At 65.3% G+C, this 21,347-nt stretch carries 20 protein-coding genes; 11 read left to right on the forward strand and 9 right to left on the reverse strand.

From position 1 onward, the window contains the following. The first annotated feature begins 53 nt into the window (after positions 1–53). Positions 54–2,684, forward strand: coding sequence for a GDYXXLXY domain-containing protein (locus VCS63_RS03320; RefSeq protein ID WP_323878405.1), 2,631 nt, complete (start codon positions 54–56; stop codon positions 2,682–2,684). On the opposite strand, the gene gluQRS is transcribed toward VCS63_RS03320, so the two are convergent. The 4 genes from gluQRS to VCS63_RS03340 all read right to left on the reverse strand — a co-directional run bounded on the left by gluQRS (position 2,671) and on the right by VCS63_RS03340 (position 7,534). Continuing rightward, on the reverse strand, positions 2,671–3,588 hold the full coding sequence (gene gluQRS, locus VCS63_RS03325) for a tRNA glutamyl-Q(34) synthetase GluQRS (RefSeq protein ID WP_323878407.1): 918 nt from the start codon (positions 3,586–3,588) through the stop codon (positions 2,671–2,673). The two genes, VCS63_RS03320 and gluQRS, sit on opposite strands and share 14 nt — an antisense overlap. A gap of 45 nt (positions 3,589–3,633) precedes the next feature. After that, positions 3,634–4,092: a DUF494 family protein gene (locus VCS63_RS03330; RefSeq protein WP_042795808.1), complete on the reverse strand. Its 459-nt coding sequence runs from the start codon at positions 4,090–4,092 to the stop codon at positions 3,634–3,636. Between the two features lie 239 nt (positions 4,093–4,331). Then, complete coding sequence (locus VCS63_RS03335; protein WP_323878411.1) at positions 4,332–6,356, reverse strand: TRAP transporter permease; 2,025 nt, start codon at positions 6,354–6,356, stop codon at positions 4,332–4,334. Between the two features lie 215 nt (positions 6,357–6,571). Continuing rightward, the gene (locus VCS63_RS03340; RefSeq protein ID WP_063961590.1) at positions 6,572–7,534 is read right to left on the reverse strand and encodes a TAXI family TRAP transporter solute-binding subunit; all 963 of its coding nucleotides are present in this window, start codon (positions 7,532–7,534) and stop codon (positions 6,572–6,574) included. 254 nt (positions 7,535–7,788) lie between these two features. Between VCS63_RS03340 and VCS63_RS03345 the strand changes: the two genes are divergently transcribed. Continuing rightward, the gene (locus VCS63_RS03345) at positions 7,789–8,928 is read left to right on the forward strand and encodes a DSD1 family PLP-dependent enzyme (protein ID WP_063639156.1); all 1,140 of its coding nucleotides are present in this window, start codon (positions 7,789–7,791) and stop codon (positions 8,926–8,928) included. 6 nt (positions 8,929–8,934) lie between these two features. Further along, positions 8,935–10,314, forward strand: coding sequence for a DUF6630 family protein (locus VCS63_RS03350; protein ID WP_323878413.1), 1,380 nt, complete (start codon positions 8,935–8,937; stop codon positions 10,312–10,314). An 89-nt stretch (positions 10,315–10,403) separates the two neighbouring features. Here the strand turns inward: VCS63_RS03350 and VCS63_RS03355 are convergent, their stop codons facing one another. The 3 genes from VCS63_RS03355 to VCS63_RS03365 form a co-directional block, all read right to left on the reverse strand. Then, the gene (locus VCS63_RS03355; RefSeq protein WP_042795803.1) at positions 10,404–10,532 is read right to left on the reverse strand and encodes an entericidin A/B family lipoprotein; all 129 of its coding nucleotides are present in this window, start codon (positions 10,530–10,532) and stop codon (positions 10,404–10,406) included. Between the two features lie 54 nt (positions 10,533–10,586). Continuing rightward, on the reverse strand, positions 10,587–10,772 hold the full coding sequence (locus VCS63_RS03360; RefSeq protein ID WP_042795802.1) for a CsbD family protein: 186 nt from the start codon (positions 10,770–10,772) through the stop codon (positions 10,587–10,589). A 141-nt stretch (positions 10,773–10,913) separates the two neighbouring features. Then, the gene (locus VCS63_RS03365) at positions 10,914–12,461 is read right to left on the reverse strand and encodes a helix-turn-helix transcriptional regulator (protein WP_063639158.1); all 1,548 of its coding nucleotides are present in this window, start codon (positions 12,459–12,461) and stop codon (positions 10,914–10,916) included. A gap of 155 nt (positions 12,462–12,616) precedes the next feature. Here VCS63_RS03365 and VCS63_RS03370 point away from each other — a divergent pair, with 155 nt between their 5' ends. Next, positions 12,617–12,886, forward strand: a complete 270-nt coding sequence (locus VCS63_RS03370; RefSeq protein ID WP_323878417.1) for a hypothetical protein — start codon at positions 12,617–12,619, stop codon at positions 12,884–12,886. Positions 12,887–13,024: 138 nt separating this feature from the next. Here the strand turns inward: VCS63_RS03370 and VCS63_RS03375 are convergent, their stop codons facing one another. Then, complete coding sequence (locus tag VCS63_RS03375; protein WP_042795801.1) at positions 13,025–13,990, reverse strand: Bug family tripartite tricarboxylate transporter substrate binding protein; 966 nt, start codon at positions 13,988–13,990, stop codon at positions 13,025–13,027. A 211-nt stretch (positions 13,991–14,201) separates the two neighbouring features. Between VCS63_RS03375 and VCS63_RS03380 the strand changes: the two genes are divergently transcribed. The 5 genes from VCS63_RS03380 (at position 14,202) to VCS63_RS03400 (ending at position 18,774) form a co-directional block, all read left to right on the forward strand. Next, positions 14,202–15,395, forward strand: coding sequence for an acetylornithine transaminase (locus VCS63_RS03380; protein ID WP_063962565.1), 1,194 nt, complete (start codon positions 14,202–14,204; stop codon positions 15,393–15,395). Positions 15,396–15,644: 249 nt separating this feature from the next. Further along, on the forward strand, positions 15,645–15,983 hold the full coding sequence (locus VCS63_RS03385) for a toxin (RefSeq protein WP_323878420.1): 339 nt from the start codon (positions 15,645–15,647) through the stop codon (positions 15,981–15,983). After that, on the forward strand, positions 15,980–16,294 hold the full coding sequence (locus VCS63_RS03390) for a helix-turn-helix domain-containing protein (RefSeq protein WP_063962564.1): 315 nt from the start codon (positions 15,980–15,982) through the stop codon (positions 16,292–16,294). The genes VCS63_RS03385 and VCS63_RS03390 overlap by 4 nt, the downstream gene beginning before the upstream one ends. 280 nt (positions 16,295–16,574) lie before the next feature. Beyond that, a complete protein-coding gene (locus VCS63_RS03395) occupies positions 16,575–17,561 on the forward strand; it encodes a Bug family tripartite tricarboxylate transporter substrate binding protein (RefSeq protein ID WP_042795798.1) in 987 nt (328 codons plus the stop codon). Positions 17,562–17,583: 22 nt separating this feature from the next. After that, positions 17,584–18,774, forward strand: coding sequence for a Xaa-Pro peptidase family protein (locus VCS63_RS03400; protein WP_323878422.1), 1,191 nt, complete (start codon positions 17,584–17,586; stop codon positions 18,772–18,774). Here the strand turns inward: VCS63_RS03400 and VCS63_RS03405 are convergent. Beyond that, positions 18,767–19,732, reverse strand: coding sequence for a LysR substrate-binding domain-containing protein (locus VCS63_RS03405; RefSeq protein ID WP_042795796.1), 966 nt, complete (start codon positions 19,730–19,732; stop codon positions 18,767–18,769). The two genes, VCS63_RS03400 and VCS63_RS03405, sit on opposite strands and share 8 nt — an antisense overlap. A gap of 112 nt (positions 19,733–19,844) precedes the next feature. Between VCS63_RS03405 and VCS63_RS03410 the strand changes: the two genes are divergently transcribed. Further along, on the forward strand, positions 19,845–20,345 hold the full coding sequence (locus tag VCS63_RS03410) for a GAF domain-containing protein (RefSeq protein WP_280133254.1): 501 nt from the start codon (positions 19,845–19,847) through the stop codon (positions 20,343–20,345). A 12-nt stretch (positions 20,346–20,357) separates the two neighbouring features. After that, positions 20,358–21,326, forward strand: a complete 969-nt coding sequence (locus VCS63_RS03415) for a tripartite tricarboxylate transporter substrate binding protein (RefSeq protein WP_323878426.1) — start codon at positions 20,358–20,360, stop codon at positions 21,324–21,326. The last annotated feature ends 21 nt before the right edge of the window (positions 21,327–21,347 follow it).

The raw sequence follows: 21,347 nt of genomic DNA on the forward strand, positions 1-21,347 counted from the left end.
GTGGCGGCAGTCCCGCCGTAGTAGCGCGGATAATAAGATCGGAGATTCGCCAGATGCAAGTCGGCACTGAAAGACAAGCGGGATCCGAACTACACGCTTGGCGTCAATTTCTGGCGCGCAGCACCCTCTGGCTAGGCGTTTTGCTGCTGGGCAGCGCCGCGGTTTGCTGGGTTGCCGCCAACTGGCAGGACATGACAAAAGTGCAGCGCTTCGCCGGCGTTCAGGGCCTGCTGGCGGTTTGCGCGCTGGCCGCCGCCTGGGCCGGATTGCGCCTGCGGGCCAGTCCCGGCGTGCGGCGCACCATACCAGGCGCCCTGCTTGCCCTGGCCGGGATTCTGCTCGGCGCACTTCTCGCTTTACTAGGCCAAACTTACCAGACCGGCGCCGATACCTGGGAGCTGTTCGCCTGGTGGGCGCTTTTGCTGCTGCCCTGGGCGCTGGCCGCCGGCAGCCAGGCTGTCTGGCTGCTGTGGGCGCTGGTGCTGAATGTGGCCGTGGCCTTGTGGCTGGGCGAGCGGGTGTTCTCCTGGATGCTGATATTGGGCGGCCCGGGCGTGCCCGGCCTGATGATGGCCGGCTTGAACCTGGTGCTGCTGCTGGGCTGGGAGTTGGCTGCCCGCCGCTGGCGCGCCAGCACCCTGGTCGGGCCGCGGGTCCTGGCCGCCCTGGCGATCAGCGCGCTGGTGGTGACCCAGATGCTTGGCGACTTCCTGGGCCGCGGCCTGGGCCTCTATAACGGCATCGCCTGGGTCGCGGTGACCCTGGGCTTGGGCTTCTATTATCAGAAGGGCCGGCGCGACCTGGTCATCCTGGCCATGCTGGCCGCCGGCGTCATCTGCGTGTCGCTGCGGGTGGCGGGCGAATGGCTGCTGCGCCTGGAACCCGGCGTGTGGGCTGCGTTGCCGCTGGCGGCGCTGCTCATGGCCGAAGCCGTCTGGGCCGCGCGCTGGCTGCGCCGGCTGGCCGGCGATCCGCAGGCGGCCGTGGCGCCCGTCGCGGACGCAGAGCCCGCCGCGGCTTCGGCCGGCAATGCGGTGGACCCGGCGGATACCGGTGCGCCCGTGGCGCAACTTGCCCCCACGCCGACGCCGCAGTCGGATCCCCCCTGGTATGTGCAATGCCTGCTGGGCCTGAGCGCCTGGCTGTCGACCTTGCTGCTGCTGGTGTTCATCGCTTTTTCGGGCTTCATCACCACGGAAGGCGGCGCGCTGGTCGCCGGGTTGGTGCTATGCGCGGCCGGCGTGGCGGTGCTGCGCAGCGACGCCGGCCCGTTCTGGCGCCAGTGCGGCACGGCCATGGCCTTCGCCGGGCAGATCCTCATCATCTTCGGGCTGTCCAGTTCGACCTCGTTCGCCAGTGCCTGCGTCTTCGTGCTGCTGATGGCCGCCACGATCTACGCCGTGGGACCCGACGTCATCCTGCGCTTCCTGAGCGGCCTGCTGATCGCCGCGGCGGGGGCGGGCCTGATCTGGCGCGTCCTGTCGCCCGACTTGGGGCAGGAGGACCTGTTGGACGCCTGGATGGCCTTCGATGCCTTGCGCGCCACCTTCCTGTGGCTGCCGATCGCCGTGACCGGGGCCTGGGCCACCGCAGTCATCTTTACCGTCAGCCACCGCCTGGGCGGCAAGCGCGCGCATGCGCTGCAACCGCTGGGCTGGGCGTTCCTGCTCTCGGTGCAAGGCATGGTGTGGCTGGCTAGCGGTATCTCCATCAAGCAACTGCCCGCCATGTGGCAGCTGAATCCACATACGGCCGTGCTGGTCGCGGCTGGCGCGCTGCTGCCCGTGGCGGCTGCCTTCGCGGTGCTCTGGCCGCGCCGCCACATGCTGACGCCGGGCGTCACCTGGGGCGTTCCGATCGGCCTGCTGATCCTGTCTTTGTTCTGGCTGCCCAGTCCCGGCGTCGGCTTTGCGCTGGCCTGGCTGCTGCTGGGCTTTGGCTTGAACCAGTCGCGCGTGGTCGTTTTCGGGGTGGTCAGCCTGCTGGCTTATCTGGGTGTCTATTATTACCAGCTGGACGTGCCGCTGCTGCAAAAGGCTTTGTGGCTGGGCGGCGCCGCGTTGCTGCTCTTCGTGCTGCGCGCGATGGTGTGGCTGGTGCCGCGCCTGATGCGCACCTTGCCGCCCAGCCGGCGCGCGCCATTGCCGCCGGTGTCGGCTCCGTTGCGCTGGCGCACGCTGGCCATCCTGGGCGGTCTGGCGCTGGTGCTCGCGGTCGCCAACGGCGGCATCTGGCAGCGCGAAAAACTGCTGGCCTCGGGCAAGGTGGTCATTCTGGAACTGGCGCCCGTGGATCCCCGGTCGCTCATGCAGGGGGACTACATGGCGCTGAACTTCGCGGCCAGCCGGGAAGTCACGCGCTTGCGGCTGGGGGGCGAACGTCCCCAGGCCGAGGAATCGGTCATGGGCTACGAGCCGGATGGCTACGTGATGCTGGTGACTGACGCACGCGGCGTGGGCCAGCCCCTACGCATTCAGCCGGACACGCATCCGCATACCGAGACGGAAGTGCCGTTGCGTTACCGCATCCGTGACAACAGTGTGCGCATCGTGACCAACGCCTATTTCTTCCCGGAAGGCCAGGCCGAGCGTTATCAGGTCGCCAAATACGGCGAGTTGCGCGTGGCGGAAAACGGCGAGGCGCTGCTCGTCCGGATGCTGGACCAAGACCTCAAGCCGCTGTAGCGGCGGACAGCGGGAAGCGCCGCGCCCATTGCGCGGTGGCTTCGCGCAGGAAATGGCCGGCGTCCGAGGTGTCGATGGCGCCGAAGCCCAGGGCACGCCAGGCGGCCATCAGCGCCGCCAGGGGCGCGCTGGTGTCGATGGGCGGGGCGCCGTTCTGCTTGGACAGTTTCAGGCCGCTGGCCGGGTCCAGGATCAGCGGCACATGCAGGTAGCGCACGGGCGGCAGCCCCAGCAGCCGGCCCAGCACGCGCTGGCGCGCGGTGGAACTCAGCAGATCCGCGCCGCGCACCACATCGGTCACGCCTTGCGCGGCGTCGTCCACCACCACCGCCAACTGGTAGGCCCACAGGCCGTCGGCCCGCCGCAAGGCGATGTCGCCCACGGCCTGCGCCACGTTCTGTTCCTGCGGGCCCAGCCAGCGGTCCACGAAATGTTCCACGCCGTCCGGCATGATCACGCGCCAGGCTCGGGCCTGGCGCCCTTCCGGCAGGCCGTGGCGGCAGGTGCCGGGATACGGGCGCTCGCCGTCGGCGCCGGGGGAGGTCTGGCCGCGCAGTGCCGAATCGGCGATTTCGCGCCGGGTGCAGCCGCAGCCGTAGATCAGGCCCTGCGCCATCAGGGAGTCGAAGGCGGCCTGGTAGGCATCGCCGCGGCGCGACTGCCACATGATTTCGCCGTCCCAGGCCAGGCCCAGCGCGTTCAACTGGCCCATGATGACCTCGGCCGCGCCCGGCACCGTGCGCGGCGTGTCCACGTCTTCGATGCGCAGCAGCCAGCGTCCGCCCTGGGCGCGCGCGTCCAGCCAACTGGCCAGCGCGGCAACCAGCGAGCCCGCATGCAGCGGGCCGCTGGGGCTGGGGGCAAAGCGGCCGACGTAAATCACGATGGGACGCCCGCGCGGCATCGCGCGCGGGTATGGGCAAGCGGCATCAAGCGACGGAGATGCCGGTCAGTGCAGCAAGCGCGTGCCGTCTTCGTCCAGCAGCTCTTCCAGGACCAGATTGTCGATCTCGGCTTCCTGGCTCCAGAGAACCATGAGGGCGATGATCTTGATCTTGGACAGCGGCACGGGCGTTTCGGGCGAAGCCAAGCCCCGGTCGATGACGATCTCGCGCAGCGGCGCGGGCAGCACGCCCGCCGATTCCAGGAAGGCGATGAAGCCGATGGATTCGGTGCCGAGCTGCTGATATTCGTTGTCGGTGTAGATCCGGGTGCCAGTGGCGGGAGCCTGGGCGAGATCGACGCAACGTTCGGTGGTTTCGGCCAGGCCATACAGCCAGCCGAGCGCGTCGTCGATGTCTTCGTGCTCGAAACCGGCGGCGGCAAGCCGCTTTGCGAGCACGTCGGCCGCAGGACAGGCTTGCGGCGTGTAGTAATTCTCGTACAGATAAACCAGGATATCGAACATATGGCGCAGTTTTGTGCCTGTTTGCACAGTCGGCCCGCATATCGGCAGACCAGCAAACATGAATTTTACTTTACGCTGATTTATAGGGCCGGGCAACCGGCCGTAAGGTGGAATGTTGTATGGCGTCACCCCGCCGCAACAGGTCCGCATTTTCGCCCTAAATGCTGCCAATATTCATGATTCAACATAAAAAGGGGCGGACTTTTGGGGTCCGCCCCTTTTTTATGCGGCTGGATTCGTCAAGCGGTCTTGGGCGCGTTCTCCAGCTTCAGTTGCGCCAGCTGGCGCATGAAGACCGGGATGCAGATCGCCAGCCCGACCAGGCCGCTGGTCAGCCCCGGCAGGATCGTCAGCAAGGCGCCGATGGTGCACAGCCAGCGCTCCCAGCTCTTCATGCCCACCAGCATGTAGCGCGAGAACGCCGCCGACAGCAGCACCAGGCCGACCATGCAGCCAAACAGCGTGACGAAGAAGTCGTACCAGGTGAAGCCCTGCACCGAAATCAGCAATGACGGCGAAAACACGAACACGAAGGGCACGATCAGCTTGGTGATGCCCAGCCTGAAGGCCGTGTTGCCCGTCTTGAACGGATCGCTGCCCGCCATGCCGGCCGCCGCATAGGCCGCCAGCGCCACGGGTGGCGTGATGTCCGCCAGGATGCCGAAATAGAACACGAAGAAGTGCGCCGCGATGGGCTGCACCCCCAGCTGGACCAGCGTGGGGGCGGCCACGGCCACCATGATCAGGTAGTTGGCAGTGGTGGGAATCCCGCAGCCCATCAGGATGCAGACGATGCCGGTCATGATGAGCGCCGCGATCAGCGTGAGCGTCTGCATATTGGCGATGGTGTCCGGAATCACCGCTGCCGCGCCGCCGGCGATTGCCTGGGCGGCCGAGATCACGATGTACGAGATCTTGAAGCCCACGCCCGTCAGCGTCACCACGCCGATCACGATGCCTACCGTGCCCGCCGCCGCGCCCACCGCCAATGCGTACTTGGCTCCGGTTTCGAAGGCTTCGTACAGGTCGCGCCAGCGCAGCCGCTGGAACGGATTCAGCAGGCCCACGATGATGCAGCCCGTGATGCCGGCAAACGCCGCCAGGTAGGGTGTGCGGCCGCTGGCCAGCACGCCGATCAGCAGGATCAGCGGGATCAGCGTGGGCCAGCGCATCTTGAACGATTGCTTGAGCTTGGGCATTTCTTCTTCGGTCAGCCCGCGCAGGCCCTCGCGCTTGGCCTCGAAGTGCACCTGCATGAACATGCCGAAGAAATACAGGAAGGCCGGGAAGATGCCCGCGATCGCGATCTGCTGGTACGGAATGCCCAGGAATTCGATCATCAGGAAGGCCGCGGCGCCCATGATGGGCGGGGTGATCTGCCCGCCCGTGCTGCTGGCGGCTTCCACGCCAGCAGCGAAGTGTCGCGGGTAGCCGATGCGGATCATGGCGGGGATGGTCAGCGAACCCACCGTGACGGCGTTGGCTACCGACGAGCCCGACAGCATGCCGAACATGGCCGAGCCGAACACCGATACCTTGGCCGGGCCGCCGGCATAGCGTCCGGCGATGGTGGAAGCGACGTCCAGGAACAGCTGGCCCAGGCCAATTCGGGTCGCGAGCACGCCGAACAGCACGAAGTGGAACACATAGGTCGCCACCACCCCCACCGCGACGCCATACACGCCTTGGCTGGTCAGGTACATGTGGTTGACGATCTGGGACCAGTTATTACCCGCGTGTTGCAGCAGTCCGGGGAAATACGGACCGAACATGGCGTAGGCCATGAATACCAGCGCAATGATGGGCAACGGCCAGCCCATGGCGCGCCGCGTCGCTTCCAGCAGGCCGATCAGCAGGATCGAGCCCATGAACACGTCAATGGGCAGCGGATTGCCGACGCGGAAGGCCAGATCCTCGAAGATGTACGGGATATACAGCACCGATAGGGCCAGTGCGATCGCGATGATCCAGTCATATAGCGGAATGCCGCCGGGTGCGTACCAGGTGGACTTAGGCTCGTGCGTGTAATGCGACTTGGAAAAACCAAAGACCAGGAATATCAGGCTCAGCACGAAGGCCAGGTGGACCCCCCGGTGCGTGGCCTCGCGCAGCAGGCCGAAGCCAGCCGTGTAGTAGTGGAAGATCGAAAGCGTGACCAAGAGGCCGGAGACGATCCAGGTAGCCGTCTTGTCCAGCGGCCGGAAGCGGATTTCCGAGTCGTATTTCTCCGCCAACTGCTGGGTTTTTTCGTGATCTATTTCCATCGCCGTGATTCTCAGGATGATTCAACAAGCAGGGCCGCTCATGGCGGCCCTACTCAGTTGCAGCGCAGGCATACGCACTTCAATTTGGCTCCCGCGCCACGCGGCACGTCGGCCGCATTACCTCATCGCCCCCAGCGCGGCCGTGTGGATCCGGCTCTGCCGGTCCACTACGGCGCTCCTTGAGGGGGAGCGCCGCAGGCGCCTCGGGGGTGGGCCTACTTCAGCAAGCCAATTTCCTTGTAGAACTTCTCGGCGCCGGGGTGGAACGGAATGCCGGCGCCCTTGATCGCGTTGTCGCGGGTAATGAGTTTGCCCTTGGCGTGGCCGTTATCGAGGGTTTTGCGGGTGGCGTCGCTGTACAGGGCCTTGGTGACGTCGTACACCACTTGTTCCGGCAGCTTGGCCGAGGTGACCATCTGTGCGTTGACCGAAATGGTCTTCACTTCACCCACGTTCTGATAGGTGTTGGCGGCGATGGTGTCGGGAGTGAAGAACTCCTGTTTGGCGCGCAGCGCATCGATCTCGGGGCCAACCAACGGCACGATTTCGATACCGGCGCCGCTGGACGCCAGTTCGGCGATGGCGCCTGCCGGGGCGCCGCCCACGAAGAAGAATGCATCCAGTCCGCCATCCTTGAGCTTGTCGCCCGCCTGGTTAGGCTTCAGGTATTCGGCCTTGATGTCCTTGTCGGTCATGCCGTAGGCGCCCAGGATCAGACGCACGTCGACCAGGGTGCCGGAGCCCGGCTCGTCCATGGACACGCGCTTGCCCTTCAGGTCAGCCACGCTCTTGATGCCCGCGCCTTTGCGCGCCACCAAGTGGATGCTTTCCGGGTACAGCGTGGCGATCAGGCGCAGGTCTTGGGCCTTGGGCTTGCCTTCGAAGGTGCCGGTGCCGCTGTAGGCCCAGAAAGCCACGTCGGATTGCGTGAAGCCGGCTTCGAAGGAGCCCCCCATGATGCCGTTGATGTTCGCCACCGACCCATTGGAGGCAACCGCCGTGGCGACCAGCTTGCCCGGTTGGGACACCGCGTTGGCGATGATGCCGCCAATCGGGTAGTAAGTGCCGGCCGTGCCGCCGGTGCCGATGCGGAAGAATTGCTGCGCCTGCGCAGTGCCGACGGCGCCGACGGCGGCAACCGCGAGGGTCAGGGTGGTGATCCAGTGCTTCAGTTTCATGCGGGCTTCTCCGTGATTTTGCTGACGGTATGAATGTTGTTTCGTTTTTGCCGGAACGCATCGCGGCACCGGCAAAAACGCGCCTCCCCTCGGGGGCTTTCTTTATGATGAAATTCTGTCATGCCCACCCCCTGTAGCCAATGATTACAGGGCTATCGTTTTCCAGGGGGTGACATCGCCCAAGGTTATGGGTGGTCCCGCTTTGGTTATGTGTGCGGTTACATCCCTGCAGTGCTGATAACGGAGTTGCCAAGATGTCCCAGGAAGTCATACGCGGCATAGCGCTGCCCCCCGCCGCCCAGCCGGGCGATCCCCTCGCCCGCGTCGATACGCCCAGCCTGGCGTTGGACCTGACGGCCTTCGACGCCAATCTGCGCGCCATGCAAGCCTGGGCGGACCGCCACGAAGTGGCCTTGCGGCCGCACGCCAAGGCGCACAAATGCCCGCAGATCGCGCTGCGGCAGGTGGCCCTGGGCGCGCGCGGCATCTGCTGCCAGAAGGTCAGCGAGGCCCTGCCTTTCGTGGCCGCGGGCATCCGCGACATCCATATCAGCAACGAGGTGGTGGGCCCCGCCAAGATGACGCTGCTGGGTCAGCTGGCGCGTGCCGCCAAGATCAGCGTCTGCGTGGACAGCGCCCAGAACCTGGCGCAACTGTCGGCCGCCATGGTGCAGGCTGGCGTTGAAATCGACGTGCTGGTGGAAGTGGACGTCGGCCAGGGCCGCTGCGGCGTGTCCGACGACGCCACGGTGTTGGCGCTGGCGCAGCAGGCGCGCGCCTTGCCGGGCCTGAATTTCGCGGGGCTGCAGGCATACCACGGTTCAGTGCAGCACTACCGCACGCGCGAAGAACGCGCCACGGTATCCCGACAGGCCGCGCGCATTGCCGCGTCCTATGCACAGCTGCTGCGCGAAAGCGGCATCGCCTGCGACACCATTACCGGCGGCGGCACGGGCAGCGTGGAATTCGATGCGGCCAGTGGCGTCTATACGGAATTGCAGGCGGGTTCCTATGCCTTCATGGATGGCGATTACGGCGCCAACGAATGGGGCGGTCCGCTCAATTTCCAGAACAGCCTGTTCCTGCTGTCCACCGTGATGAGCACGCCGACGCCTGACCGCGTGGTGCTGGACGCCGGCCTGAAGTCGGCCTCGGCTGAATGCGGCCCGCCCGCCGTCTACGGCGAATCCGGCCTGACCTGCATCGCCATCAATGACGAGCACAGCGTGGTGCGCGTGGAAGCCGGCGCCGCCGCACCCGCCCTGGGCAGCGTGCTGCGCCTGGTACCCGCGCACGTGGATCCCACCTTCAATCTGCATGACGGCCTGGTGGTGTTCAAGGACGGGGTGGTGCAGGACATCTGGGAGATTTCCGCGCGCGGTTTCTCGCGCTGAGCCGTGATGCAGCAGCCCGTCTCCTTCGACTGGAAGATATCCCTGTCTGACGTGCTGGGCACGCTCAGGAAACTCTACTCGGCCCGCTATCCGGCGCTCGCGTCCGTGCGCCTGGACCTGTTGCGCTCCGCCATGCGCGACGACCGCGCCGACGACTTCCTGCCCGTGCTGGGCCAGGAGCTGGAGGCGTTGGGGCTGGCGCTCATCGAACAGCGCGAAGAGGACGACGCCATTCGTCTGCTGGTCGTGCCACAGGCCGAGGCGGACGGCATCAAGACGCGGATACATGCGTTGGGTTGGCAGGCCGTCGCGCATCGCCAGGAAGGCGCAGCGCCAGGCGTCCTGGCTGCTCTGCCCAAGCCGGCCGCGGGCCCCCTGTGCGGTCCTGAGGATTATCTGGACATCCCCTATGCGGTGGTGGTGGCGCCGGGATGGGCCTGCGCCATAACGGCGGACTGGGATACTCCGACGCTGACCGACCTGCGCGCATGGCCGGTACTGGGCGCGGTCGCCGGCAAGTTTCCGGCGCGGCGCGGCCTGCTGGCTTCGTGCGTCAATTCCGATGGCGCGCATGCCTGGATCGAGCAGGGCCCGGACGGACTGTCCAGCACACCCTATGCGCGGCTATTGCATGCTGCCCAGGTCAACCTGCCGCCTTCAAACCAACCTGGCGCGCCATTGCCGCCGCGTGCCGCGCAAGCGCAGCGCCGGACGCCGGAGTTCAGCCTGGGTTTTGCGGGGGACGATCTGCTGCTGGTGGATCGCGGCATGGTCTTTCTTTATCCGGGCTACGCGCAGCAAGCAGGAGATGCCGCGGCGGAGCCGACGCTGCTGCACACGGCGCCACAGCAGCGTCGTCCCGTCAGCGACAGGTCGGCCGTCATCCAGACGCCGGACGGCCGCAGTTGCGTGCTGTGTCGTGGCCAACTGCTGGAGTTCCGCGAGGGCCGCCTCCAGCTCTTGGCGTTGACTTACTCCGCCCCATTGTCGGGCGACATCTCGCATCCCTCGGCCTTGGGCAACAGTGCCATTGCGTGGCTGGAGGACGACAGGCTTTGCCACGCGAACCTGGACGAAGGCATGGTTCACGAACACAAAGTGCAGCATCTGCCGGCCGGCGGCATGACGTTGCAATCATTGCAAGGCGGTTGGCTGTTGCTGGGCCACTGGCATGCGCCGCATCGCAGCTTGGACCTGGGTCAGCTTTGGCATCCGGCGTCGGGCCAGACGCTTCGAATCCGCTACGGCGCGGTGGATCTGGATAGCGGCATCCAAAGTTGGATCGACTTGCCCGGGGGCGAGGTCGTGGTGGGCGGTCAGACCCGGTACGCGCGGCTGGGTCGTTTCGAGGCCTTGCTGGGCCGCCTGGCCGCAAGCGCGCAGTAAACGCAAAACGTAGACGCAAAACGCAGACGCAAAAACGGCTGGCGCGCCATCGGCGCGCCGGCCGTCAAGGCAGGCTACCGGAACGGGACTTACTGGGCTTTCTGCTGGATCTTTTCCCCGCCACGTTCGATGTCCTTGCCAGCGCCTTCCATCGTGTTGCAGCCAGCCGATATGGCGGTTATCGCCAGCATCAGCGCAAGCCAGATTCGACGAGTCATTTTTTTCTCCTTAGGGCGATCAGGGGCATAGCGGGGTGCCGACAGGCAGCCGCGCTATTTCTTGTTCAGCAAGTCCCGTGCCTGATCCTTGGCCTCGCCTACGTTACGCTGCACCTTGCCCACGGTTTTCTCGGCTTTGCCTTCGGCTTCCGTGTCGCGGTTGCCGGTCAGCTTGCCAGCCGTTTCCTTGATGGTGCCTTTGACTTCCTTGGCAGCACCCTTGATGCGGTCGTTGTCCATGTGTCGCTCCTCGATTCAGGTTGCGTGAAACCGCGCCGGACAGGCCTGCGGGGCCTGGGGCTCCGGCGGCGGACGAAACCACTATAGGAAGCGCATGGCGCGCGCGTAAGAAGCGCGCGCATCAGATGGGCTGGTACTTTTCTACCGGTTCTTGCGGGGCGGCGTTCGCTTCTGCGCGGGCTTTTGCGCCTGTGTCTGCGCCGGCTTGCGCGCTGGTTTTTCGTACCCCACGATGCCGCGCTGCCGCGCCCAGATGATCGCGGCGCTGCGCCGGTGCACGTCCAGCTTGCTGTACAGCGCGGCCACGTGGTTGCGCACCGTGTTGCGCGACAAATGCAGGCTGGACGCGATTTCCGCGTCCGTATGGCCTTGGCACATCAGGCCCAGAATCTCACGCTCGCGCGGCGTCAGGTCGGCCAGTTCGCCCTGCCCCTGCGGCGCGCCTTGCGGGGCGCGGATCTGCGCCAGCTTTTCGATGACGGTCCGGCTGAACCAGGAGGTGTCCTGCATAACCGTTTCGATGGCCTCCATCAGCTCGACCTCGCTGCGCTTGCGTTCGGTGATGTCCTGGATCGCCGCCAGCACGCAGGACTGGTTCTGGATGGACACCGGCGCGGCCGACACCAGGCAGTCCAGCAGCGCACCGTCGCGCGTGCGCAGCGTCATTTCCTGGCTGCGCACGCTGGCGCCCTGTTCCAGCGACCCCATGGCGCGGTCGTAGGCTTGCGGGTCGGTCCACAGCTGCGCCAGCGCATCCTCGTCGCGCGCCAATGTCTTGGCGTCATAGCCCGTCGTGGCGATGAACGCGTCGTTGACCTCCAGCAGGACGCCTTCCGTGGTGCTCAGCGTCATCGGCACCGGCGCCAGCCGGAACGCCGTGGCGAAGCGCTGCTCGCTATCGCGCAGCGCGGTTTCGGCCTTGCGGCGCGCTTCCAGGTCATTGAAAGTGAAGAGCATGCAGGGCTGCTCCGCGACCTCGATGGGCTGGCCCGCCACCACCACCAGCTTGGTGCCGCCATCCCGCACGGCGATGATGCTCTCCATCTGCGGAATGGTCCCCCCTTCCGCCAGCCGCTGCAGTGCGTCTTCACGCTGCGGCGTATCGCCCAGCACATCCAGTTGGCGCAGCGTCTTGCCCAGCACTTGCTCGCGCGTGTAGCCGGTCATGGCCAGAAAACCGTCATTGACCTTGATGTGGCGCAGGTCCGCCAACGAGCAGATCACGGCGGGCGCGGGGTTGGCGTTGAAGGTGCGTTCGAAGCGCTCTTCCGCGTTGAATTGCTCGGTCACGTCCAACAACACCAGCACCATGCCTTCGGTGGCGCCCTGCGCATCGCGCAGCACCAGATTGCGCACCTGATGCATGCGGGTTAACGCCGGATCGCGCCGGCTGGTCACCTCCACCACCACATCCTTGTAGGCTTCGCCCGCCAGCGCGCGGTCCAGTGGATACTGCGCCGCGCGCAGCGCCCGATGGTTGCGATAGCGCAGCGCAAATGCCTTCCGGTAGCCGGCGGCGGTGCCGCCCAGCGCAGCCAGATTCGTCACCCCGTGCATGGCCAGCGCGGTGTCGTTGGCCCAGACAATACGCTTGTCCTGATCCAGCAGGATGATGCCTTCGATCAGGCCATCGATGATTTCAAGCAGATGGCGGCGTTCCGTCGTGAACGCCGTTGCAGTCTTCTTCATTCAGGCTCCTGGTTCAGCAAGAGATAGGAAGAAAGTACTAGATAAAGTCGTCTCGCGTGATCTGGGCGGGTGCGAACATGGCTTCTATTGTGGAACTGCACGATACGCGTGCCGCTGCGCGTGTAGCGCTACACGTGAATCTTCAGGAGACATCCATGAACCCGAACCAGAATCCCGGCGATCCCGCCACCCAGACCGGTATCGACCCGTCGCCGCGTCCCGGCCAGGAACCGAACGACGCGCCGGAAAAACAGGCGCCCGGGCAGGTGCCGGGCAAGCCCGGGCCGGACGATACCGACCCCAACCCCAACCCCGACCCCGGCCGCACGCCGCCGGAAGTGCCCGGCAATCCGGGCCAACCGTCAGAGACCCCCAGGCAACCCGGTGAGCCCGGGCGTCCGGGCCAACCCGGCGATCCGGCCTGAGCCGGGGGCGGCTGCGCTGCATTGAGCGCGGCCGACCCCGGTATGCGACTGGGTCGCGTGAGGTCACGGCGCGCGGTTACGTCACGCCGCGCCCGGCAACCCGCGCCTGCGCCCGCTGTGGCGCCTGGCGCGTCTATATCAGTCGACCTGGGCGCCCGACTGCTTCACCGCTTCGCCCCACTTCTTCACTTCGCCCGCAATGAAAGTGCCGGTCGCTTCGGGCGTCTGCGGCATCGGCTCGGCGCCGCGGTCGCGGAAGAACTTCTGCATGTCCGGCGAATTAAGCACCTGGCCGATCTGCTTGCTCAGGTAGCCAGTCACCTCGGCCGGCGTATCGCGCGGTGCCAGCACCGCTGCCCAGCCGATGGCCTCGAAACCCGGATAACCCGATTCCGCCACGGTCGGCACGTCCGGCAGCTGCGGCAGGCGCTTGGCCGTCGTGACCGCCAGCGCCACCGCCTTCTTGTTCTGCACATGCGGCAGGCCCGCGGTCACCGAATCCACCATCAACGGCACCTGGTGCCCCAGGAAATCCGCCTGCGCCGGGCCGCTGCCCTTGTACGGGATATGGCGGATGTCGATATTCGCGGCTGCCTTGAACATCTCGGCCGACAAATGCTGCGTGCCGCCGATGCCTGCGCTGGCGTAGGCCAGCTCGCCCGGATTGGCGCGCGCCTGCGTCACCAGTTGCTTGAGCGAGGTAATGCCCGAAGCCGGCGTTGCCAGGAACATCAGCGGCACCGAGAACACCCCGGACACCGGCGCAAAGTCCTTGGTCAGGCTGTAGTTGATGGTCTTGTACAGCGTCTGGTTGACGGCCGCCGCGCTGCCCGCGATCACCAGGGTGTAGCCGTCCGGCGTTGCGCGCGCCGCTTGTTCCATGCCGATGTTGCTGCCCGCGCCCGCGCGGTTCTCCACCACAATCGGCTGCTTCACGGCCGCGCCCAGCTTTTCGGCCAGCGCGCGCGCAAAGATATCGGTGGCCTGTCCGGGCGGGAACGGCACGATCAGGCGGATGGGGCGCTCGGGGTAATCGGCATGCGCGGTGGCGGTAGCCGCCGCCAGCGCCAGGCCGGCGGCAAGACTGGAAAGAATACGTTTCATGATTGGTCAGTAAAAAGCGACAAAGGGCTGCGCGCGGGGGCGCGCCTGTTGCATAAAATAGAGCGCCCGCGCTGGCGGCCCTTTTGAGGCGGCCCGGGGCGGATCGGCAGGGGGTGCGTCACGATAGCATTCCCCCGTCGGTGCTAAATTCGCCTATTGGCATCGTCCAATCACTTTTAACCCCCTGTTCTCTCATTCCGCAGGAACCGCCATGGAATTCAGCCAGTTCAACACCAACGCCCTCATGGAGATCACCTCCCGCCCGGACCTCGTGTTCGTGCGAGGCCAGGGATCCTGGCTGGAGGATCACGCGGGCAAGCGATACCTGGACTTCGTCCAGGGCTGGGCCGTCAACACCCTGGGCCACTGCGCCCCGGAAATGCAGAAGGCCCTGCTGGAACAGTCCAAGCTGCTGATGAACCCCTCGCCGGCGTTCTACAACCTGCCTTCCATCGAGCTGGCCGAGCGCCTCACCGGCGCCTCGGTGTTTGACCGCGTGTTCTTCGCCAACAGCGGCGGCGAAGCCAACGAAGGCGCCATCAAGCTGGCGCGCAAATGGGGCCAGGTCAACAAGAAGGGCGCCTACAAGATCATCACCATGAACCACGGCTTCCATGGCCGCACGCTGGCAACCATGTCCGCGTCTGGCAAGCCGGGCTGGGACAAGATGTTCGCCCCGCAAGTCGAAGGCTTCCCCAAGGCCGAAATCAACGACCTGGAATCCGTGCGCAAGCTGATCGACGACCAGACCGTCGCCATCATGCTCGAACCCGTTCAGGGCGAAGCGGGCGTCATCCCCGCCAGCAAGGAATTCATGCAAGGCCTGCGCAAGCTGGCCGACGAGCACAAGCTGCTCTTCATCGTCGACGAAGTGCAGACCGGCATGGGCCGCACGGGCACCATGTTCGCCTACCAGCAATCCGACGTGGTGCCGGACATCATGACGCTGGCCAAGGGCATCGGCGGCGGCGTGCCGCTGGCTGCTCTCCTGGCGCGCCAGGAAGTCTGCGTGTTCTCGCACGGCGACCAGGGCGGCACGTACAACGGCAACCCGCTGATGGCAGCCGTCGGCGTCGCCGTGTTCGACGCGCTGGCCGCGCCGGGCTTCATGGAATCCGTCAACGCCCGCGCCAAGCAACTGTCCGAAGGCCTGCTGGCCTTGTCGGCCAAGTACGGCATGAAGGGCGAGCGCGGCATGGGCCTGCTGCGCGCGCTGGTCATGGACCGCGACGACGGCCCCGCCATCGTCGAGGCTGCGCGCAACCTGTCGCCCAACGGCCTGCTGCTGAACGCGCCGCGCGGCAACCTGCTGCGCTTCATGCCGGCCTTGAATGTGACGGCTGAGGAAATCGACACGATGCTGACGCAGCTGGATGGCTTGATTGCGCAGGTGCGTAAGGCGTAATCGAAGCGATACGTTAAGCAGTGACGATAAGGGCCGCGTAATGCGGCCCTTATCTATTGGGACTGTCAGCCAGTCGTCTGATATCGATGCTGTTTCGTGCGTGGACGTCGAGCGTCTCGACACAATGACGGGCGGGAAAAACAGATGCTGGTTTGGCACGAGTGCTGTGCCACTCGGCGGTTCTTTCCTGCCGTGTCTCGACCGACCTTCTATCTCAGTTGTTTTTTATACGTTACTTGCGTACATTTCATGGAAGCCCTGTTCATAGAGCTACCCGCCTTCGCCCGCTATCGGGCCGAGTATCTCGACGACGACGGTTTTCGCGTTTTGCAAACCACCATGATGAAGTACCCATGCGCTGGGGACGTGATCGAGGGCACAGGCGGCCTACGAAAATTGCGCTATGGCGATCCACGCCGCGGCAAGGGCAAGCGCGGTGGTTTGCGGGTGATCTATTACTGGTGGGACGGTGGCTCGCAGTTTTGGTTGTTCACCCTGTATGACAAGGATGAAATGCAGGATTTGAACGCCAGGGAAAAGAAGGCGCTCAAGGATATGCTGGAAGCAGAACGAGAGGCTAGACGATGAAAAAACGGAATCTTTATGCGGAGATTGCCGAGGGCTTTGACGCACTGTCCAGCGCGCGCAAGGGCAAGCGGACACTGCGCACGCACAAAGTGGAAGTCAAGCCGGCCCCCGAAGTAACCGCCGAAGAGCTGCTCGCGCTACGTGAACGGCTGCATCTGTCACGCCAAGTGTTTGCACACTACCTGCGCACCAATCCTCGCACTGTGGAAAATTGGGAGCAGGGCCGTGCCAAGCCCAATGCCCAGGCCGCACTGCTGATTCGTCTGGTGGCGAAATTTCCCGACACGGTGGAGCGGCTGGCGGAAGTCTAATCTTCTACCAACCGTCTCAACCAAGCCCAAACCCTAGGCGGCCCAACAAGCCGAGGCCCGCCGGGCCTCTCTGCCTTAACCAAAGTGTCCGGGAAATCGGGGTTAGTCCAGTCCGACACCATTATTACGACGAACCGTCGCTATCCCGTCATGTCAAAACACTTATAGAAACCTCAGGTTTATTCATTGGGCGTACATGCCCGATCTCCCCATAATCATCCCGCAGGCTTCAAACGCCAGCCGTCCATTCGCGACGCATTTGATGATTCATGGGGATGACATGTTGAGGACATTACTGGGACGCAGCGACGTCGCAGCAGGAATCGCGTGCCTGCTTTTCGCAGGCGTCAGCGCAGGCGCCGCGGCCGGGTATCCGGACAAGCCCATCAAGCTGGTCGTGCCGCAGGCCGCCGGCGGCGGCACGGATGTGATCGGCCGCTTGTGGGCGGACTACCTTGCACGGCAGCTCAAGACGCCGGTGGTCGTTGAGAACCGGCCGGGTGCCAACGGCATCCTGGCATCCAGCTACGTCGCCAAACAGCCGGCCGACGGATACACGGTGCTGGTCAGCGGGGTGTCGTACCTGGCCTTCAATCCGCACATGTACAAGAACATGCCGTATGAGCCGGCGCGGGATTTCGACGGTGTCAGCCTCTTGGTGAATACGCCCTTCTTGCTGGTCGCCGGTACGCAGACGGGGATCCGGTCGTTGGACGCACTGGTCGCTCGCGCCAAGGCCGAGCCCGATTCGCTGAATTTCGCGTCGGCGGGCAAGGGCAACTCCACGCATCTGGTCGTTGAGATGCTGGCACAGAAGACGGGCATGAAACTCACGCATGTTCCGTACAACGGCGCGGCTGCCGGGCTGACCAGCGTGATGGCCAACCAGACCCAAGTGATGGCCGACGTGCTGAACACGGGCGCCGTGCAGGCCAACGCGGGCAAGGTGGTGCCCTTGGCCGTGGTGGGCAACAAGCGCGCGGCAAGCGTGCCGGACGTGCCCACGCTGGCCGAACTTGGCTTCAAGGATTTTCCGATGCCGGGCTGGTATGCGCTGGTGGCGCCCAAGGGCACGCCGCCGCAGGCCATTGCGCGCCTCAACGCCGAGACACGGCGCTTCTTCGACGATCCCGCGGTCAAGGCGCGTCTGCAGGAGCTTCAGCTTGAGCCCCTGCCCTCGTCGCCCGAGACCGTAGCCGAATGGACCGCGCGCGATAGCGCCACCTGGGGCCCGCTGATTCGCCAGCTGGGCTTGAGCAACGACTGAACACCACGACAAAGGACACACCATGCCCAAACTCACCCAGGCTGTCTGGCAGTACCGGTTCGACAAGATGACGTCCATGATGGACGAGCTCGCCGTCGATGCCGTCATCTTCACGTCGGCGGACTTCTTCCAGTTCGCCACCAATTTCCACACCGACGTGTTGCCCTGGGAACGGCCGATCTTTGCCGTCGTGCCCCGCAACGGCACGCCCTTTCTGGTGATGAACGAGCTGTCCACGCATCACATGCAGTTCTCGCAGGAACAGGGCAAGATCTGGATCACCGACATCAGCTACTACGCCGAGCATCCACGCGTGCAGAACCGGCTGCCGTTGATTACGCAGTTGCCCGAGGTGCTGGCGGCCAGGTTGAAGGCGGCAGGCCTGGCGCGATCGCGCATCGCTGTCGAAGGCGGCAGCCCGGTGCTGGCGCAGTTGGCGCGCTTCCTGCCCGACCTCGTCTTGCGCAACGCCACACCCGAGTGCCGCGCCCTGCGTTGGCAGAAGCATGACGAAGAGCTTGCCGTGATGGCGGCCGCCGCGTCCATCTCCGATTGGATTCAGGACCGCTACCGCGAAAACATCCGGCCCGGCCGGCTGGTGCAGGAACTGGACTTCGCCATGGCGTCGCTGTTCGTGCAGGAGGCCGCCGAGCGCTTTCCGGGCGAGCACTTCGAGGTGATCCGCTGCTGGACCCTGAGCGGCCCCGCGTCGGCCTCGCCGCATGGCGATGGCGCGTCATGCGGCGCGCGGATCCAGGAAGGCGACGTGCTGGTGAACATCGTCATTCCGCGCTTGAACGGCCTGACGATCGAGAACGAACGCACCTGGTTTTGCGGCACGCCCTCGGCCGAGCAGGTGCGGCTGTGGTCCGCGGCCAAGGCGGCCAACGAGGCCGCCATCGCCGCAGCGCGCACGGGCAACCCCGTTTGCGCGATCGACGCTGCTGCGCAGGCCGAGATCGAGAAGGCCGGGTACGCGGACTTCATCCGCCATCGCACCGGACATGCCGTGGGCATCATTCACCACGAGTACCCGGAAGACATGGCCTTCAACCAACGTCCTTTGCTGGAGAACGAGGTGTATTCGGCCGAGCCGGGCATCTACGCCTACGGCATCGGCGGCTTCCGCCTGGACGACACGGTCGTGGTCGGGAGCACGCCACGCGTGCTGACCCACACGCCCAAGACGCTGGAGTACGCGACCGTCAAGTAGCCGCGTCGCTGGCGGCGCTGCCCTGGGAGGTGCGCTGCGCCTCCTGGCGCAGCGTTTCACGCAAGGCCGGCAGCACGATGCTGGGCGAGTCGGCCGCCCACAACATGCCGATGGGACCGAACTCCAGGCGGGACGGCGCGCGCACGATGCTGATGAGCTGAAGCCGTTCGTACATGTGCGCGACGGAACTTGCCAAGGTGGCGATGTAGTCGCGGTCCTGCAGCATCGACAACAGCGCAACCAGCGAACTGGTCTCGACGGAAGGCTTCGGGGGCGGCATGCCCGCATCCACCACGGCCTGATCCAGCCGTGCGCGCGACAGCGTGCCCAGCGGCGGCAAGATCCACGGATAACGCTGGGCGTCCTCCCAGGAGGGCGTATCCAGCTCCGCCAGCGGATGCCCGCGCCTGGCCACCACGCTGAAGGTGTCGGTCATCAGCCATTCGGTGCACAGGCCGGAACGGCTGGCGCGCACGTCCAACGGCCCGATGATGAGGTCGATCTCGCGGCGTTCCACGCGCTCAATCAGGGGTTCGAGCAAGCCCTCGACCAGTTCGATCTGCACGTTCGGCGAACGCTGGTGCAGCGCGGCGATGGCGCGCGGCAACAAGACCGGTGCCGCGGAAAGAATAGTGCCGATATGCAGATGGCCGGCCACCCCTCCCTTGACCGCTTCGATCTCCTCGCCGGTGCGCGCGGTGTCGCCCAGCACGCGGCACGCATAGCGCCAGAGCGCGCGCCCGGCTTCCGTCAGTTCAAGCGACCGGCCGCGCAGGAACAGCGGTGTGCCGACCAGGTCTTCCATGTCGCTCAGCCAATGCGACAGCGCGGGCTGCGTCATGTGCATGGCTTTGGCGGCGCCGGTGACGCTGCGCGCGGTTTCCAGGGCGGCCAGCACCTGCAAGTGCCGAAGCTTGAGCCGGCGGGTCCAGGGCGGGTCGATCGAGGTGGCGTCCATGCGGAAATGGTAATGGATCTCTCAGGTTTATTCATTAGCCTCGTATGGCCGTTGGCAGCCAAAATGCCTTTCCCGATAGACGAGGCAAGCGGTGACGAACGCAACAGAAAACATGGCGCAGACGCGGGCGTTAAGCGACATGGCGCAGGCCCTGGCCGCCGCGCCCCAACCCGAATGCGGACTGCAGGCGCTGGCCCGCGCGCTGGCCGCGCGGATCGGCTATCGGCTGTTTACGGTGTTGGTGCTGGATCGAGAGGCGGAGCAGAGCCTGCGGTATTTCTCAAGCCAACCCGAGGCCTACCCGCCAGGCGGCGCCAAGCCCATCCGCGAAAACAGCGAGTTCTACGCCACGGTCGTGCTTGAGGGAAAGGCGCGGATCTGCATCGACCGCGCGGAATGCGCGCGCGCATTTCCAGACAATGAGCTCATCCATTCACTCGGCTGCGAGAGCGCCGTGAACGTGCCGGTCCGATGGGACGGCCAGACCATTGCATCGCTGAACCTGCTGCACGAGGCCGGCTGGTACCGCCAGGACATGCTGCCGGAACTGAGCGGGTACGCCGCGATGGCCATTCCCCTCATTCAAAAGATCATTCATACCACCCGCCCGTAGGGAGAGAAAACGATGACACGCCTTTGCACCGCCATCACCGCATTGCTGCTGTCGGTGGGGCTGACACCGGCTCATGCCGCGGACGCCTACCCCGCCAAACCGATCACGATAATCTACCCCTACGCGCCGGGGTCGGCGTCCGACACGATGACCCGCCTGCTGGCAGAAGCGATGTCCAAGCGCCTGGGGCAGCCCGTGATCGTCGACGGCAAACCCGGCGCGGGCGGCTCGATCGCCACCGAGCACGTCGTGCGCGCCGCACCCGATGGCTATACGCTGCTGCTCAGCGCAAGCGGCACCGTCGCCGTCAATCCGCATATCTACAAGCTGCGCTACAACCCCGTTGAGGACCTGGCGCAGATTTCGATCGCCGTGGAAGTCCCGTTCGTGTTTGTCGTGGGCAAGAATTTCCCGGCGCAGGATTACGCGGCATTCAAGGCGTTAAGCAGCACGAAGCCCGGCGGGCTCTCGTCGGCGAACGCCGGGCTCGGCACCCAGGCGCACCTGACGCAGGCGGCTTTTGCCAAGCTGGCTGGGGTGAACCTGAGCATCCTGGGCTACAAGGGAGCCGCGCCCGCCGTCAACGACATCCTGGGCGGGCACGTGGATTCCATGATGGACAACGCCGCCTCGCAAATCCCGTACGTCACGTCGGGCAAGACGACTGCGTTGTTCGTCACCAGCGATTATCGGTTCGACGGTTATCCCCGGGTGCCCACTGCGAAGGAACTGGGCATCACGGGGCTGGTTCCGACCGGGTGGTTTGGTCTGGCGGCGCCCAAGGATACGCCGCCCGCGGTCGTTGAAAAGATACAGGGGGCGGTGGTTGCGAGCCTTAAGGATGCCGAGATGCAGCGCAAGCTCAAGGAGTTGGGCTGGGTGATCGTGGGGAATACGTCGCAGCAGGCCACTGAACGGGCTCGCACGGACTACGAGCTTCTGGGGAAGGTGGCTCGGGATATTGATTTGAAGCCGAATTGAGGGGTTTGTAGCAACAAGGGC

The sequence above is a fragment of the Achromobacter sp. D10 genome (assembly GCF_035282245.1).
GTDB lineage: Bacteria > Pseudomonadota > Gammaproteobacteria > Burkholderiales > Burkholderiaceae_B > Achromobacter > Achromobacter insolitus.